Annotated in this window: 14 protein-coding genes; 9 read left to right on the forward strand and 5 right to left on the reverse strand. The window is 41.1% G+C overall.

What is annotated here, in order from left to right; genetic code table 11:
- Window positions 1-6 precede the first annotated feature (6 nt).
- Together DFP80_RS11685 and DFP80_RS11690 are read left to right on the forward strand one after the other, a co-directional pair.
- Window positions 7-1,704, forward strand: a complete 1,698-nt coding sequence (locus DFP80_RS11685; RefSeq protein WP_113916979.1) for an ATP-binding cassette domain-containing protein — start codon at window positions 7-9, stop codon at window positions 1,702-1,704.
- A 57-nt stretch (window positions 1,705-1,761) separates the two neighbouring features.
- Window positions 1,762-2,325 carry an acyl-homoserine-lactone synthase gene (locus DFP80_RS11690; RefSeq protein WP_113916980.1) on the forward strand — a complete coding sequence of 188 codons (564 nt, stop codon included), beginning with the start codon at window positions 1,762-1,764 and terminating at the stop codon, window positions 2,323-2,325.
- A 20-nt stretch (window positions 2,326-2,345) separates the two neighbouring features.
- On the opposite strand, the gene DFP80_RS11695 is transcribed toward DFP80_RS11690, so the two are convergent.
- Window positions 2,346-3,074: a helix-turn-helix transcriptional regulator gene (locus tag DFP80_RS11695; RefSeq protein WP_113916981.1), complete on the reverse strand. Its 729-nt coding sequence runs from the start codon at window positions 3,072-3,074 to the stop codon at window positions 2,346-2,348.
- 269 nt (window positions 3,075-3,343) lie between these two features.
- On the reverse strand, window positions 3,344-4,624 hold the full coding sequence (sbmA, locus tag DFP80_RS11700) for a peptide antibiotic transporter SbmA (RefSeq protein WP_113916982.1): 1,281 nt from the start codon (window positions 4,622-4,624) through the stop codon (window positions 3,344-3,346).
- Between the two features lie 222 nt (window positions 4,625-4,846).
- Between sbmA and DFP80_RS11705 the strand changes: the two genes are divergently transcribed.
- Window positions 4,847-5,707 (forward strand): PhzF family phenazine biosynthesis protein, encoded by an 861-nt coding sequence (locus DFP80_RS11705; protein WP_113916983.1) that lies wholly within the window; start codon window positions 4,847-4,849, stop codon window positions 5,705-5,707.
- 59 nt (window positions 5,708-5,766) lie between these two features.
- On the opposite strand, the gene DFP80_RS11710 is transcribed toward DFP80_RS11705, so the two are convergent.
- Window positions 5,767-7,002 (reverse strand): aspartate aminotransferase family protein, encoded by a 1,236-nt coding sequence (locus DFP80_RS11710; RefSeq protein ID WP_113916984.1) that lies wholly within the window; start codon window positions 7,000-7,002, stop codon window positions 5,767-5,769.
- Between the two features lie 58 nt (window positions 7,003-7,060).
- A complete protein-coding gene (locus DFP80_RS11715; protein ID WP_113916985.1) occupies window positions 7,061-11,878 on the reverse strand; it encodes an NAD-glutamate dehydrogenase in 4,818 nt (1,605 codons plus the stop codon).
- Between the two features lie 295 nt (window positions 11,879-12,173).
- Here DFP80_RS11715 and DFP80_RS11720 point away from each other — a divergent pair, with 295 nt between their 5' ends.
- The 5 genes from DFP80_RS11720 (at window position 12,174) to DFP80_RS11740 (ending at window position 16,426) form a co-directional block, all read left to right on the forward strand.
- A complete protein-coding gene (locus tag DFP80_RS11720; protein ID WP_113916986.1) occupies window positions 12,174-13,193 on the forward strand; it encodes a GlxA family transcriptional regulator in 1,020 nt (339 codons plus the stop codon).
- Window positions 13,194-13,344: 151 nt separating this feature from the next.
- A complete protein-coding gene (locus DFP80_RS11725) occupies window positions 13,345-14,112 on the forward strand; it encodes an ABC transporter ATP-binding protein (protein ID WP_113916987.1) in 768 nt (255 codons plus the stop codon).
- Window positions 14,113-14,188: 76 nt separating this feature from the next.
- Entirely contained in the window at window positions 14,189-14,947 is a 759-nt protein-coding gene (locus tag DFP80_RS11730) for a transporter substrate-binding domain-containing protein (protein WP_113916988.1), read from the forward strand.
- 75 nt (window positions 14,948-15,022) lie between these two features.
- The gene (locus DFP80_RS11735) at window positions 15,023-15,712 is read left to right on the forward strand and encodes an ABC transporter permease (RefSeq protein WP_113916989.1); all 690 of its coding nucleotides are present in this window, start codon (window positions 15,023-15,025) and stop codon (window positions 15,710-15,712) included.
- Between the two features lie 3 nt (window positions 15,713-15,715).
- Window positions 15,716-16,426, forward strand: a complete 711-nt coding sequence (locus DFP80_RS11740; RefSeq protein ID WP_113916990.1) for an ABC transporter permease — start codon at window positions 15,716-15,718, stop codon at window positions 16,424-16,426.
- Window positions 16,427-16,513: 87 nt separating this feature from the next.
- Here DFP80_RS11740 and DFP80_RS11745 read toward each other — a convergent pair whose 3' ends face one another.
- Entirely contained in the window at window positions 16,514-16,852 is a 339-nt protein-coding gene (locus tag DFP80_RS11745; protein WP_110577288.1) for a P-II family nitrogen regulator, read from the reverse strand.
- A 177-nt stretch (window positions 16,853-17,029) separates the two neighbouring features.
- Between DFP80_RS11745 and DFP80_RS11750 the strand changes: the two genes are divergently transcribed.
- Complete coding sequence (locus tag DFP80_RS11750) at window positions 17,030-17,398, forward strand: hypothetical protein (protein ID WP_113916991.1); 369 nt, start codon at window positions 17,030-17,032, stop codon at window positions 17,396-17,398.
- The last annotated feature ends 57 nt before the right edge of the window (window positions 17,399-17,455 follow it).

The raw sequence follows: 17,455 nt of genomic DNA on the forward strand, positions 1-17,455 counted from the left end.
CAAGTAATGCGTAATGGATGGAAGCAATACCGGAGAGCATTTTTGCTCACTAAGTCTTATTATCCTAAAATACTGTCTTATTTTATAGGTGTCACATTAGTTCTTCTTACCTTAGCTCTGATAAATTCGTCTGTACCCATTTTACTTAGAGAAACGGCAAATAAACTTGCTGATAAAAATATGATAATGACTGTCACTCTAGGTACTGCCGCTGCTTATGTGATTTGCTGGACTTTAGCTCAAGCACTTGAATGGGTAAAAAATATAGCATCCGCTGCCATTCTAGTTCGCTGCGATGCGGCATTTTATCGTGGTCTATATGAGCATATACTGAAACTCTCTTTTGTAGAGTTTAAGAAGCTTGATCAAGGTGTTGTAGTTGCAGACATACAGCGTTCAAATAGTGGATTTAGTGCGCTAACTCATACACTATTTTGGATATTAGTCCCAACCGTTATCGAGCTGTTATTCGTTTTTTGTATTCTTGCGAATTTTATTAATCCCATATTTGCTTTTTTCTTTATCGCCAGTATTTCTGTTCTGGTAAGTATTTCAGTCCTTCTATCACGTGAGGCCAAAGGTATTCATCAGAGTATTATGGAATCTAACAATGGTGTTATGTCTTATTTTTCGGAAAGAATGAGATTTGCAGAAGAAGTAAAGTTAAATAATGCTTATTCCTTGGAGTATAAAGGATTCGCAGATAAAGTTGAGCATTTCATTGATAAAGTCACTGTTGGGAACTTTCGAATTGGGATGCTCATGCTTTTACAAGTATTACTTGTAGGAATCTTGCTAATGGTGTCGACCTTGTACGTTGTGAAAGAAGTGGTATTGGGACAATATTCAGTTGGTGATTTTGTAATGATCAATGGTTATGTTATGCAGCTCACATTACGACTTGCCCTATTGGCAAGTGTTCTTATTGAGCTTCGTAACCATATAGTGCTGCTTAATCGAGCCTTTTATTATCTCGATATGCCCACAGAATCCCAAGGTTCTTGTGCGCCTGATACAAACAAAGAGATTGCCTTTGAATTATCGTCTGTGTCTTATAAAATCGAGGATCGGACGATATTTAAAGATATAAATCTTTGTCTTATACAAGGCAAAACTTACGTTATTACAGGACCTTCTGGAGCAGGTAAAACAACACTTCTTCGTATGCTTTGTGGGTTACTTTATCCTGATAAGGGGAACGTATATGCTTTTGGTGTGGATTTTAAGAAAATAGATAAACAGGCTTTTTTTGATCGTATCGCTGTAGTAACGCAGAACCCACTTCTAGTGGCTGGAAGCATCGCAGATAACGTGCAATATAATGCTGATGTTGCTTTGTCGAATGATGAAATGAACCGCATTTTTACTGAGCTTAGTTTGGATGTCTACCCTAACTCAAATGCCGTCGCTGATAGATATGTTGGGTTTGACGCTGCGACTGTGTCGGGCGGAGAAAAACAGCGTATTGCCATTGCTAGAGCTTTGGCTCGACGCAAGGAAACGATTCTTCTAGATGAACCAACATCGGCACTTGATTCGAAAACAGAAGAAATGGCAGTAAACATGTTAAAAGAAAAAACAAGAACCCTGATCATGATAACACACCGAGCGTCATTGATTGCCAGGGCTGACTACAGGATCCATCTTTCAGGAGATGGCACCATATCTGTTTCTTTAGTGAATAGCACTATACAAAGAAGTTAGTTAGGTAATTTTATATACTCTTATATTGATAGAACTGATATAAAGGATACGGGCTAAATGATAATTCATAGATTGACTAGTTATTCAGACCTCTCAAACTCACTTGCTTTAGAAGTCTTCGCTGTTCGGAAAGCAATATTTTGTGATCAACTAGGTTGGGACATTAAATCTGATGGGAAGTATGAAAGGGATCAACATGATTTACCTCAAACGAATATCTTGGTTTCAACAACTACGTCAAATCAATTGGCTGGGTTTGCGAGGCTTTTGTCTCTGGATGAGGGTTGTATGTTAGACGATGTTCTTCCATTTCCTGATCTTGACTTTAGTATATTCAAAGGTTTTTACGAGATAAGTAGGTTTTTCCTTATACGTAATCGAGGTTTGATAAATGCTAAAATTACCTGTAGTGATTTTTTTCGAGAATTAATTTTATCTGCTGGATTGTTAGGTGCCAAAGGATATTTAGCTGCTGTTGATGCAAAAATGTTGTCATGTTTAGGTCGCAGTGGTTGGAAGTGCAGTCATGTAAGCTCAAGGCTTGGAAGTATAGGAGAAGTTGTTTATTTAGTTAGTCTGCCAATCGACAGGGTAGCACTTGAAAGTGTATCTTACTCATAGTAAACATCTATTTTCCTAATTTAGATATAGCCAAATGCTGTAGCTAATGACACTGCTGAGGTAATATTTTTTACGTCAAGTTTAGCCATAGAGTTTTCATTGTGAAAACGAATTGTTCGAGTACTTACTCCTAATATCTGGCCTGTTTCTTCTTGGCTTTTTCCTAATGATGCCCAGAATAAACATTCTTTTTCTCGCTTTGTCAGTTTTTTATCTATAATTGGAGCGTTCAGTCTAATAGCGCGAAGGTGAAGCATTGTTGCAACACTTAATAAATGATAAGAATATTTTTTTTCTATTTTTTTGGCATGTTTGTTATCTGAATACTGGCAAAGATTTAGTGATGTAAAATTTTGTCCTCTAACATATGTTGGAATAGTAATCCCTTCATCTATTTTGATTAAATGTTTTTTTGCATCTTGAAGAAATTCTTCTTCTAATATTGTAGTTTTATTTTTTATTAATAACTCGTTCCAATGGAAAGGTATAGAGTCTTTTATCGTTTTTTTGATAATAGGATCAATTTTATAATACTTATTTTTAGTATAAGTGTCTAACCATTCTGTTTGATAATTCGATATTATCAATGGTGTTTGATTCTTTGAAACACAACTATCATTGCAAATAAAAGCAAATTGATCTATTCCTATATTAGACAGAAAAAATGATATAATCTTTTTTAAATCTTCAAATTCATTTGCTTCTTGTAGGTCGTTAAGCACCGTTTCGATTAGGCTCGAGTCTTCCATTTCTACCGTCCCTGTGAGGTGTTTTAACAAAAAATATCAAAAAAATGGATTGTAAGATATTTTTCGATAGAAATTTACGTTAAGTTAGCAAAGCTTCCTTTTTTAAGCTATTTTTAGGTTGAATAAGAACTTACCGACTGCAAACAGTGGAGAATATTAACGTAAAAGTTTAATGTCGTGGGTTATTGGCTTGAAAAGTAACAAATAACAGAAAGCCCGCTAGATGTAATCTGGCGGGCTTTCTGTTTAAATGAATTCAGGTTATTTAACTACGGTTGTGTTTCGATAAAATTCTGGTCTTCTGTAGGAAGAGGTTGGTTATCAATTGCCGCTTCAAAGGCTTTTAAACGTTTGTAGATAGATAATAACTCTACGATGGTTGTCCATGAGTTGACCAGGAATTGAAAAGACCCTTCTACTTGATTAAAGGCATTACTGATACGTTGAAAGATACCTAAAGTAAGGGCGCCCGCTACAATAGAAGGGCCGAGAGCGATTAGAGGCACCAAAACACCAGCCTGTAGGTAGCCATATCGAACGATATTAAAATACAAATAATTGGCGTACAGGTTGAAGTAGTTTTTACGTACGTTAGTGAATAATTCCGCTAGTTTAATGGGCTCTGCTCTGTCTGCGTGATCTTCACCGTAGACCAATTCTTTCCTGTAAGCCGCTTCGACACGCTGGTTTTTGAATTCTAGACCTGGAAGTCTGATCCCTGCGACAGCCAAAAGTGTAGTACCAACAATAGACCAAAGAATTGCAATGAAGACCAAAGCCTGCGGTACTTCGCCTATGAATGGTAATTCTTTCACATAGGAAGAAAGCCCCCATAATACAGGCAGGAAGGCCAGTAGTGTCATCATCGAGTCTAAAAAGCGAACGCCTAGAGTTTCAACAATGCTAGCGAAACGCATAGTATCTTCTTGAATCCGCTGAGATGCACCTTCTATATGGCGTACTTGCTGCCATTTAGAAGCGTAGTAATTATTCATGGCAGTACGCCATCTAAATACATAGTGGCTAACAAAAAAACTATTTAGTACAGCAACAGAAATAAATACAAATGCGATACCAGCAAAAGTGAAAAGCTGCGTGAAATACTCATCTATGGTGATGCTATTTGGTGCGCTTAGTGCTTTTTGAATTAAGTCGTAAAAACTGCCATACCATTCGTTAATCATGACGCTAACTTGTACTTGGAACCAAGTAATAAACACAATTAACCCTGAACCAACGACTGACCATTTAGCCCATTTCTGACCACCATAAATGACCCAGCTGCCAATAAATATAGCATAACAAGCGGCCATATATTGGTATAACCAAATATCGAATGCCGTATCTTGTGCGCTCTTAAAGGCGGCTTGGGCGGCGGCATCTGCACCTTCAGCTAATGCTTCTGGAAAATGTACGCCGAATAGCGAGCCAAGGCTTAAGATACTTCCTAAGTCTTGGACTTTTGCATACCAGCCAATAACACACACAAGTGCCCAGATGGTAAAACTGAGAAAAAATAGCTTGGGTTTAGGAAAGAAAGATTGAAACACGTTGTTGTTTCTCTATGTTAGTTAATCGGTTTAGGTGAGTAAGCCATTGATTTATGCAGTGTTAGTTAATGGCGAATTATCGGAGCTTAAACCAGTAAAGTGATAATCACAATCAACTAGGCTATAAGGAATCAGCAAAAAAGACGATAATTCATTAATAAGGCGCCTATTTTTACTATAATAAGGCGGCAAGTTATGGGATCAGGGTAGTTGGGTAATTATATGGCGCAAGTTGATGTGTACTTAGTTCGAGCTTTTTCTGTTGCAGGGCAAGGTGGAAATTTGGCTGGTGTGGTGTTGCATACAGATAGGCTCTCGGATACCCAGAAACAATCTATCGCTAAGCAAGTGGGGGTGTCAGAAACGGCCTTTGTGAGCCAAAGCAATAAAGCTGATTTTCAGGTGTCTTTCTTCACTCCCACCGTAGAAGTGGATTTTTGCGGTCATGCCACCTTAAGTGCGTTTTGGTTATTACGCCATTTACAGCACATTTCGGCAGGAAGTTATCAACAGGAAACAAAAGCGGGAATCTTAGCCGTTGAGGTAGCACTAAATGGCGATGTCTTGATGAGTCAAAATTTGCCAATTTGGTCGGCTGAATTTAGTGCGGAAGAGGTTGCTCCTATGTTGGGGGTGCAAGCTCAGCTTATCTCCCAATCAGGATTGCCTATTCAAGCGGTGTCTACTGGATTGGTTGATGTACTGATTCCTGTCCCCTACGGCGTTTTGGACTCTCTTGAAGCTGATGGTAGTGCGATAACGCGTTTTTGCCAACAGCACCAATGTGTTGGATTTCACGTCTTTGAATTGAACCCAACAGAAGAATCTTATACGGCGAGCTGCCGAAATTTCGCACCCGCTGTGGGCATTCCTGAAGAGTCTGCAACCGGCAGTTCGAGTGGGGCGCTAGCCTGTTATTTAAATCGCTACCTTGGTTATCAGCAGGCAGTTTTTGAGCAAGGTCGAGCGATGAAAATGGCATCACGACTAGTGACCCAATTAACAATAGCTGATGAAGAATTGACGCAGGTTCAAGTTGGAGGCGAAGGGGCGTTTGAAAAAGTGTTGTCGATTAATTTGTAATATATAAAAAAAATCGGACCGAGGTCCGATTTTTATCAGGTTATCTGATGCAAATTTGCTTACGCAGCTTTGTTGTTAGCAACAACCTTTGCAATGGCTTTATCTAGTCGAGCAAGGCCATCAGCAATGTCTTCTTCAGAGATAATTAAAGATGGCGCTAGACGTAATACGTTTGGACCAGCGACAAGGACAAATAGTCCTTCTTCAGCAGACGCTTTAACGATTTCACCAGCTTTACCTGCAAGCTCATCTATTACTTCGGCACCGATTAAAAGACCCATGCCGCGGATATCTTTAAAGATATGGTGTTTTTCATTGAGTGCTTTTAGACCTTCAACAAAGAGGTCGTGACGTTTTGCAACACCGCCTAATACTTCAGGTGTGTCAACGATATCAATGACGGCTTCAGCAATGGCGCAAGCCATTGGGTTGCCACCATAAGTACTACCGTGAGTACCAAAGGCTAGGCTTTTTGCCGCGTTTTCAGTTGCTAACATAGCACCAACAGGGAAGCCGTTACCTAAGGCTTTTGCTGTAGTTAGAACATCCGGTTTTACGCCAAGTTGTTCGTAAGCGTACAGTGTACCTGTTCGACCGACACCGGATTGCACTTCGTCATAAACCAATAATGCATTGTATTGATCACACAACTCACGAACTTGCTTGGCAAATTCAGTATCGGCAGGAATGATTCCGCCTTCGCCTTGGATGGGTTCCATAACAACGGCACAGGTTTTATCGCTGATGATAGCTTTAAGTTGCTCAATGTCATTGTAGTCGCAATGCTTTATACCACCTGGAGTTGGTTCAAAGCCTTCTTTGTATTTTGCTTGGCCGCCTACAGAAACGGTAAACAAAGTACGACCATGGAAAGATTTATAAAAGGCGATAATTTCGTGTTTTTCTGGGCCGAAATTATCAAATGCGTAGCGACGAACGAGTTTAAAAGCAGCTTCATTGGCTTCTGCGCCGCTGTTTGCAAAGAATACTCGGTCAGCAAAGGTCTTTTCAGTCAACTTTTGAGCTAATCGTAGTGCAGGTTCGTTGGTCATGACATTGGACAAGTGCCAAAGCTGCCCAGCTTGCTCACGCATAACGTTGACTAGAGTCGGATTTGAATGCCCCAATGCAGTAACAGCAATGCCGCCTGCAAAGTCGATGTACTCTTTGCCTTCTTTGTCCCATATACGAGAGCCTTCGCCACGTACTGGAATAATCGCAGAAGGAGCGTAGTTAGGAACCATTACTTCATCAAAGGTTGCTCTTGTAACTTGTTGTGCCACTTTTCTATCCATCTTAAAAAAAGACCTCTTAAAAATAGGTGGCCACAACGGCGGCCACCCTTCTTTTGGTTTATATCAGATTTCTCAACTCACGAATAGCGACAGTTACCATAGCAAGTGTTAATTCGCTTTCGGCTTTTATTTCACTAAAAGTCGCACGATAATGCTTGATGCTATCATTATTTGATTCGCGCCAATGAGTCAGACGTTGCTCCAGTTGCTTGATATCGACACTGGATTGAATGACTTCTTGGGTGAGGGTTCTTAAACTATTGTCTACTTCATCACCTAGGCCTGCTTTTGCACGACGCTGCCACATATCGTCAGCAGATAACTCACTGGCTTTATGGCGTAACCAATGCAACTCTAAGTCCATTTCAAGTGCGAAGTAGGTTTGTGCGACATCCAATACTTCGGTCTCGGTGTTGGCCGCGACGCGAATGATGTCTAACCCGTAGAACAGGTAGTGAAGAGACGACAGTCTTTCTGCTACATCTGCTGGGATGTTTTGTTCGATAAGGCTTGTAGCAATATCGGCCAAATGCGCTTGACTAGACTCTGTCAAAATCGCCTGCATATTGGCTCTAATCACTTCTACACCAGGCTTGTAAGTGTCTTTCAATCGTTGAATAGACAAACTTTCGCGAGTATTACGCAATAGCCAAAGTGTCGAACGTTCTAGTAATCCTTGGATACGAATTAATAAACTATTCAGTACTGGGTTAGAAACAGTAAAGTCTAGCCCGTTGATTGCATCCCAAAGTGCGGGAATACCAAAAATATCTTCTGCAGCCATATAAGCACGTACAACATTTAAAGAAGATGCGCCAGTTTCTTCTTGCATATAGGTGCTAAATGTTGGCCCCATGCGATTGCCTACATTGTTGGTTACATGGCCCGCGATGATCTCTTGAATCAATGGGTGTGACGCCATTTGGTCGCCAAAATGTTTGGTCAACTGAGTTGGGAAGTATTCGTTTATTTGAGTGGTCAAATCGACGTCTTCACCAATGCCGTCTTCTACCAATTGCTCAGACAATTTTATTTTCGAATAAGCTAGTAGGACTGAGATTTCAGGGCGTGTTAAGCCTTGACCTTTGTTCAGGCGTTTTTTGATTTGAGTATCGCTAGGCAAGTACTCGATTTCACGATTCAGGCGACCTTCACGGACCAGCGATTGAATTAAACGCCAATGATCCGCTAAGCGTTCTGGTGCTTGTGCGTTTGCCAAAGACAATACATGGCTTTGACCAAGGTTATGGCGTAAAACGAGTTTGCCCACTTCATCGGTCATTTCGGCCAGCAAGCTATTGCGTTGCTTCTCAGTCAAATCGCCATTTTCAACCACGCGATTTAGTAGAATCTTGATATTTACTTCGTGATCCGAGCTGTCTACGCCTGCAGAGTTATCAATCGCATCGGTGCTGATTAAGCCGCCTTTCTGAGCAAATTCAATACGACCTAGTTGAGTTAAACCTAGGTTACCGCCTTCACCAACGATCTTGCAGCGTAATTCTTTGCCGTTTACACGCAACCCATTGTTAGCACTGTCACCTGCATCTGCGTGAGACTCGCCTTCGGATTTAACGTAAGTACCGATACCGCCGTTCCAAAGTAGATCAACAGGGGCTTTTAGGATGGCATTGATCAAATCAGTTGGTGCCATGGATTTGATATTGCCTTCGATGCCTAAGGCTTTACGGATATCCGCATTGATCGGAATAGATTTCGCAGAGCGATTGAAGATGCCACCGCCTTTAGAAATAAGCTCTTTGTTATAATCTTCCCAGGAGGAGCGGGGTAGTTTGAACATACGCTCACGTTCTGCAAAAGATGTCGCCGCATTTGGCGTTGGGTCGATAAAAATGTGCATGTGGTTAAACGCCGCAATGAGGCAAGTATGTTCAGATAGCAGCATACCATTACCAAATACGTCGCCAGCCATGTCACCTACACCAACAGCGGTAAAGTCTGTAGTTTGACAATCAATGCCAATTTCTTTGAATTGACGTTTAACCGATTCCCAAGCGCCACGAGCTGTGATGCCCATTTTTTTATGGTCATAACCATTAGAGCCACCAGAGGCAAAAGCGTCCCCTAACCAGAATCCGTATTTCGCAGAAATGCTGTTCGCCAAGTCTGAGAAGGTTGCAGTGCCTTTATCTGCTGCTACAACTAAGTACGGGTCGTCTTCGTCATAACGAAGTACGGATAGAGGTGGCACCACTTCGTTTTGAACCAAGTTGTCTGTAATGTCTAGCAAACCACTAATGAAGGTGGTGTAGCAGTGAATGACTTCTGCTTGTACTTCTTCACGAGAGGCATTCTTTTTCAATTGTTTGGCAACAAAACCACCTTTTGCCCCAGATGGAACAATAACGGCGTTCTTCACCATTTGAGCTTTTACTAGGCCCAGTACTTCGGTTCGGAAATCTTCCATACGATCAGACCAGCGCAGCCCGCCACGAGCAACTTTACCGCCGCGCATGTGAATGCCTTCCACCCATGGCGCATAAACGAAAATCTCAAATTTCGGTCTTGGTAGTGGTACCGCTGGAATTTGTGAAGGATCCAATTTAAACGAAACGTAATCTTTGATTTCGCCTTCTGCGTCAGCTTGATAGAAGTTGGTACGCAGCATGGCTTGAATCACAGAAAGGTAGTGTTTCAAAATGCGGTCTTCGTCCAAGTTGGCAACTTGATCCAATTCTAGGACAATTTTATCAAGTAGTTTTTGTACTTTTTCATCGCGTTTTGCTTCTTGGCTAGGATCGAAGCGTTGTTCGAAAAGTTGAACCAAAAGACGAGCGATACCTGCATTTTTCTCTAGGGTTTGTTGCATGTACTGCAAAGAGAAAGGCACTTGAAGTTGCATTAGGTATTTAGTTAAGGCGCGCAGCATAGTCACTTGGCGCCACGTTAAGGAAGCGCTTAGAACTAGGGCGTTAAAACGATCATTTTCAACACGACGGCTGAAGACTTGGTTGAATGCGTCTTGGAATGCTTCGCGCTGAGAATTTTTCTCAAGATTGATGTCCGCATCTACACTGATGGCAAATTCAACCACCCATGTGTTTGCCGTACCATCACCATTTTGGTCTAGTTCGTATGGGCGAGCTTCTAATACTCGTAGGCCCATGCATTCCAAAATAGGCAATACGTCAGACAAAATAAGTGTTGTGCCTGCACCGTATACTTTGAAAAAGTAATTGTTCTTTGTTTGTCCAACTTGGCGGTAAATATGTGTTGAAATATCGCCTTCACCAGCCAATTGACCTAGACGTTCAATATCTAGTACGGCGGCGTTCGGTGAGAAATCTTCACGGTAGGCGGCAGGCAAGTAAGGAACATAGTCGTTGAAAAGAATGTTACCGCTTTCTTCCCCATGGCTCTTATGAAGAGCTGTTAACAGCTTGTCTTCCCATGAACTCATTGCATCTTGCATTTTTCGCTGGATGTCTTCAGCGTCAATGGTAGGGCTTTGTTTAGGATCAGCTATTTGAATAGTGAAGTTAACTCGCGCTAGGACAAGTTGTGAAAACTGCACATTGAATTCAGAGCTGGTGCCATTGCATGCAGTCATCAAGATGTCTTGCATCTTCATACGCAACTCAGTGTTGTAGCGGTCGCGTGGTACGTAAACTAAAGCGTTTAAGAATCGGCCGTAAATATCTTTGCGGAGAAATACACGTAGTTGGCGGCGTTCTTGAATGGCAAGAATGCTCTCGATAGTGCCAAAAAGCTCTTCAACAGGAGCTTGTAACATCTCATCACGTGGGTAACTGTTTAAGATATGCTTAAGGTTTTTGCCCTTATGGCTATTCGGGTCTACGTCGGCTTTTTCAACAATGACATTCAGTTTTTTTCGCAATAATGGGATGTCTTGTAAACGTGCGATATAAGCCGCAGATGAGTACAAACCAAAGAAGCGCCATTCGCCAATCACATTGCCTTTTTTGTCGAAGCGTTTTACACCAAGGTAATCAAGGTGAACGGGACGATGGACGGTAGAAACTGCAGTAGACTTGGTTAAAACAAGAATGTTATTAGGGTCTACTGCTAATTTAGCTAGGTTGTCTTGTAAAACGATATCACGCTTTACTTTCTTATCGTTGATGTCGCGGAAGGTTCCTAGACCTGAGCCTTCCACCAATTTAAGGTGTGTTTCGTCACCTTCCACTGAAAGGTCGTAAGCGCGGAAGCCAATAAAGGTGAAGTGATCATTGGCAACCCAGCGCAAGAAATCAAGGATTTCTTGATGTTCTTCGTTCTGTTTCAGATGGGCAAGTTTTTCTGATTCGCTAATAATATCGCTTAGTTTGGCTTTCATTGTTGGCCAATCTGCGACAGTTTTCTTTACATCAACTAAGCTATTCAGTAGCTCTTCTTTGATTTCATCTAGTAAGTTGATGTCTGATAAGCGGTCGATCTCAAAACGCATTAAGGCTTCTTGAGGCTTTGAAGATGGGTTGATACCTTGTAGTTCACCTTTCTTATTGCGTTCAACGGGTACAACCGGGTGTGCCGTTAAATGAATGGTGTGGCCAAGACGAACCAGAGCCATATTAAAAGACGAAACAAGGAAGGGCATATCATCCGTTAGAATCTCTATAACGGTATGAGTCGACTGCCAGCTGTGTTCTTCGTAGTTCGGATTGTAGACACGAACCTTAGGTTGATTTACTGGACGTTGCTGTAAAAAATCCCATAGGCATAGTATTGTGCCGTATAGGTTCTCTATAGATTCATTGGCCAAATCTTCCGTTAGAGAGTCCTGGAAGTAGAGGTGGGCAAGTTGAATCAGGTTGTTCGCTTCTACAGTGCCGAAGTTGTCGTTTATTTCTACTTCAACACGTTCGATTAATTCATTTTTTTTGTGGTCAGTCATTAGAACTCATCCCTCATGAGTGGTGTTCTTAATAAAACTAGTTGTTAATGCGATTTTGCGAAAGTATTTAGTTCGGACTCTGGATATGATTATTATGAAAATTTCACTCCTTTGATAGCTATCAACTTATCTAATTGCGACATATTGTTGTGATGTCTGGTTAATTGGACTAAAAAAGTCTTGCTCAATACGAAAAAAACCTTTGTTATCCATTTTAAACGAAATAAACTCCTTTTTTGTCTATAGTTCGCAGGATAATATTTTGTACAAGACTGAATTCGCATCAAGAGAAATCATGCAGGCAAGTAAAAAGCCGCAAAAGTACGGTTTTTTGCTCTTGCCTCATTATTCTATGCTGGGTTTTTCTTCCGCCATTGAAACATTGCATATGGCGAACTGGGTGGCAGGAAAAGAGCTTTATTCTTTTTGCACTATTAGTCATGAAGAGAGAGAGATCCCTTCAAGTACGGGGGTCACAACCGTTTCAGATTATCTAACAAGTGATGCTCCAAGTGATTTAGACGCCATTTTTGTCTGTGGTGCATCGCCTGTGATAAAAAACGAAAGTCAAACTTTAGAAAATTGGATAAAAAAACAAGCAAAAAAACAGGTTGGGCTTGGTGGTGTGTGTACAGGAAGCTATTTGTTGGCAAAAGCTGGCCTGTTAGATGGTTATCGTGCAACGATTCATTGGCGTAGTTTGGCTAACTTGCGTGATGAATTTTTACAGACGATTGTTTCTAATCATCTTTTTGAAGTTGATAGAGATCGTTATACTTGCAGTGGTGGCACAGCGGCGATGGATATGATGCTTTTCCTAATTGGCAAACAGCATGGCATGACGCTCGCTAGTAGTATTTCAGAGCAATTTGTTTGTGAGCGGATTCGCACACATGAAGATCCGCAAAGAATACCTCTTCAGGCTCGTATAGGTACAGGTCAACCTAAGCTTGTTGAGGCTGTCCAATTAATGGAGGCAAATATCCAGGAGCCATTGTCGTCAGATGATATTGCTTATCATGTAGGTGTTTCTAGACGACACCTAGAAAGGTTGTTTAAAGGTAATTTAGATATTGTGCCATCACGTTACTATCTCGAATTACGTTTACAACATGCTAAGCAATTGATTATCCAAACGGATAAAGCGATTACTGAGGTTGGTGTAGAGTGCGGGTTTGGATCCGCGCCTCATTTTAGTACAACCTACAAAGGCTTTTTTGGCGTTACTCCAAGAGAAGAACGTAATAAAATTCATAATAAAAGCGCTACCCCTGTCCAAACGGACAAGAAAAAGAGGCGGCTTTGGAAAAAGTAACTTAAAATATGGGTTACATTTTTCTTGGCGTGATTCTTGTATTCTGTTTGATTGACTAAGCTGGTTATTTGATCGGTTAGGTGTCAATTAGGTGTTACGTTGTTATTACGGTAAAAATAATAAGCTTATAAAATAAAAGAAGGTATAAAACATGTCGAAAGTCCCGGCGTTAGAGCTCGTTGATATCCACAAAACGTTTGGTGATATTGAGGTGTTAAAGGGGATTTCCCTAAAAGCCTACGATGGTGACGTCATTTCCATTCTTGGTTCTAGTGGCTCAGGCAAAAGTACGTTTTTGCGTTGTGTTAACCTGCTTGAGAATCCCACCCGAGGCGATATTCTTTTTAATGGTAATAAGCTTGATTTGATTCAAGGTGAATCTGATTTAGTCGCCAACAACATGAAGCAACTTACGCAAATGCGTCAGCAGATTGGTTTTGTTTTTCAAAGCTTTAATTTATGGCCGCATATGACTATTTTGCAGAATGTGATGGAAGGACCACTTCATGTTTTAAAGCGTCCTAAGCATGAAGTGGCTGAATACGCTGAGCATTTGCTACGTAAGGTGGGTATCGCAGAGAAAAAGGACATGTATCCTAATCAATTATCTGGTGGTCAACAGCAACGTGTTGCGATTGCCAGAACATTGGCAATGGACCCACAAGTCATTTTGTTTGATGAGCCGACTTCGGCATTAGATCCTGAACTTGTAGGTGAAGTGCTGACAGTTATGCGTAATTTGGCAGAAGAAGGGCGTACTATGCTTATCGTGACACATGAAATGAATTTTGCTCGCGAAGTGTCCAGTGAAGTGGTGTTTTTGCATCAAGGTGTGGTTGAAGAAAAAGGCACGCCTGATCAGGTGTTTGGTGCGCCCAAATCAGAACGTTGTAAAGCGTTTTTGTCTAGTGTTTTTTAGGTGATATCTAGTTATTCAAGTAATAATTATTAAAAGTAAAAATGATTAAATAAACAAATATACTAAGGGGATTACAATGAAATTGAAAAAAATGGTTTTGGGGTCAGCACTGTTATTAACGGCGGCATTTTCAGCGGTTTCTGTGCAAGCGGCCGATAAAGTTCGTTTCGTAACGGAAGGGGCTTGGGCGCCATTTAACTTTATTGATTCTGCAGGTAAGCCACAAGGTTTTGATGTAGATATCGCCCGTGCTTTGTGTGCGAAAATGGAAGCAGATTGCGAAATTGGTACCCAAGACTGGGATGGTTTGATTCCTGGACTTAAAGTACGCAAATTTGATGCGATCATTGCGTCTATGTCTATTACAGAAGATCGCTTGAAAGTTGTTGATTTCACCAATAAATATTACTCAGGTGGTTTGCGTTTCATGGGCCGTGTTGGTGAAAAGTTTGATCTAGCTAAGCTTGATGGAAAAACCATTGGAGCACAGCGTGCGACTCTAGGTGCGCAGTATCTTGAAGATAATTTCGCAGATAAAGCCAACTTGAAGTTTTATGATAACCAAGACAATGTTTATTTGGATCTAGTTTCTGGTCGTTTGGATATCGTTTTATCTGATGAATTGCCAACGTATAACTGGTTGAAAACATCAGAAAGTGGTTCTAAGTTTGAATTTAAAGGCGATGCTTTCATGAAAACAGATAACATTGCGATTGCTATTCGTAAGGGCGATGACAAGCTGAAAGCGAAATTGAACAAAGCTCTAGATGCTATTTTAGCGGATGGTACTTACCAGAAAATCAATGCTAAATACTTCCCGTTCTCTATCTACTAAGTGTAGATATTTCTTAGAGTTTCTCGGCGCTATTGTGCCGAGAAACCTACTTTAAGCTTACTCTGAGAAAAAACTATGATTGATCTTCATGGATTCGGTGATCAGCTGCTGCAAGGTGCTGTTGTTACCTTAGAGCTAGCGCTGGCTTCGCTGTTTGTTGGTTTGATTCTGGGATTATTGGGCGCTTCTGCTAAATTGTCCTCTATCGCAGTTATTCGATGGATCGCTAATGGTTACACCACTATTATTCGTGGTATTCCTGAATTGCTCACTGTACTTATCATTTATTTTGGTGCCACCAGTGTTTTGATGGCGATAGCCGGTTTATTTGGTTACGACGAATATATTGAAGTTGGCGCATTTGCTGCGGGTGTTACCGCACTTGGTCTAACGTTTGGTGCTTATGCGACAGAAGTGTTCCGTGGTGCTTTACAATCTATTCCGAAAGGGCAGCATGAAGCGGCAATCGCTTTAGGGATGGGGCCTATTCGAAAGTTCTACCGTATTATTTTGCCGCAGGTATGGCGAATTGCACTGCCTGGGTTAGGGAATTTATTTCTGGTTTTGCTAAAAGATACCGCTTTGGTATCTGTGGTGGGGCTAGATGACATCATGCGCAAGGCAAATATTGCTGTAAGTAGTACCAAGCAAGCTTTCTTATTTTATTTGGTCGCGGCATTTATGTATTTGGCTTTAACCATTATCTCTATGGCGTTTGTTTCCTATATGGAAAAACGAGCGAGCCGTGGTTTGACTAGGGGATAATGTATGGATTTTTCGGTTGTTGTTGAATATTTTCCTCGTTTGCTCGAAGGAGCTTGGGTTAGTCTTCAGTTAGTAATTGTTTCTATTGTATTGGGTGGCGTTTTTGCTTTACCGATTGCTTTAGCAAGGATTTCACCGGTAGCATGGGTTCGAGCGGTGCCTTTCGCTTATATCTTTTTCTTTCGTGGAACCCCCTTGTTGGTGCAGATTTTTTTGGTGTATTACGGCGCATCACAATTTGATGTAGTTCGAGAAAGCGTTCTGTGGCCAATATTGAGAGAGCCGTTCTGGTGTGCCATTATTGCCTTTACGCTGAATACCTCAGCTTATACCGCTGAAATCTTTCGTGGCGCGATTCAGGCGATTCCGCAGGGTGAAGTGGAAGCCTGTAAGGTGGTTGGTATGACGAAGTTCCAGATGTATCGACGTATCTTGTTGCCACGTGCTTTTGGTATTGTGCTACCAGCTTATGGTAATGAGATTATCTTAATGCTAAAAGGCAGTGCGTTAGCAAGTACCATTACCATTTTGGATTTAACGGGCATGTCACGAACCATCATTGCAAGAACCTATACGCCAATGGAGATCTTTTTGGCGGCTGGTGCTATCTACTTGGTGATTAGTATCGTAATTATTGCTATTTTTCGTCAAATCGAATTGCGGCAAAATCGTTACTTGGGAACTTTATCTATCAAGGTTCCTGACAAAGGATAAGTAGTTAAGCAGTGCTAAAATAAAAAAGAGGCCTCGGCCTCTTTTTTATTTTATAGCGTTAAATACCTAAATTAGGTGGCGTTTAGCTTAGATCGCTTCTGCGCCTGTTTCACCGGTACGAATACGGATGATTTGTTCTAGTGCGGTTACGAATATCTTTCCGTCGCCAATTTTACCTGTGTTCGCACTGTGTTGGATGGCTTCAATTGCACGCTCAACTTGGTCTGTTTCTACTGCAAGCTCTAATTTTACTTTTGGTAGAAAATCGACAACATATTCAGCCCCACGATAAAGTTCTGTATGGCCTCGTTGGCGCCCAAAACCTTTCACTTCTGTGACGGTAATGCCGTTAATGCCAATTTCTGAAAGTGCTTCTCGCACTTCATCAAGTTTAAAGGGCTTAACAATGGCCGTAATTAGTTTCATTTCTTTTCTCCATACAAATTAAGAAACCCTTGCACGGATACTGCACTTGCAGCATGTGTAAAGATTTCAAAGCATTATTTAGTCTAAAAATACCACTCTATTGTAAAAGTCGCTACAGGCTCGGCGGTTATGATCTACATTTAGTGAATATATCTTCATAGAAATGGAGTGTCTGAAATGAAAGAAATAACATCAAGCGAGCACTTTACATCAGGGGCAGAGTCTTTTTTTACTGATATGGCTGCTTTGTTGTCTGATCGAGATGGAGTGCAATTATCTAGTGTGTCTTCTCCTCAAAGTGTGGCCTGTTATCAAGCTAAAGGAGTAGCGAGTAATTTGCAGCTAAGGCTTGTGTTGATCCCACTTTCTAATGGTTGCTTACTTGGCCGTTTGTCTTGGTTGGACTGGCGCGGCATAGATCACGTTTGTTGTTATGTAAATGAGGCTTTCGACTGCTTGGTTATGGCATCAGCTGGTATTTGGAAAAAACAAATTGAGAGTGCTGAAACTTTGTGTTTAAAGGGTTTTGAGGCGTTGGTTAAGTAAGTATTCAAAGACCTTTGCTGGCGATTTGGGCAAAGGTCTTGGTGAGATGATTCTATT

The sequence above is a fragment of the Marinomonas rhizomae genome, assembly GCF_003315485.1.
In the GTDB taxonomy this organism is placed as follows: domain Bacteria; phylum Pseudomonadota; class Gammaproteobacteria; order Pseudomonadales; family Marinomonadaceae; genus Marinomonas; species Marinomonas rhizomae.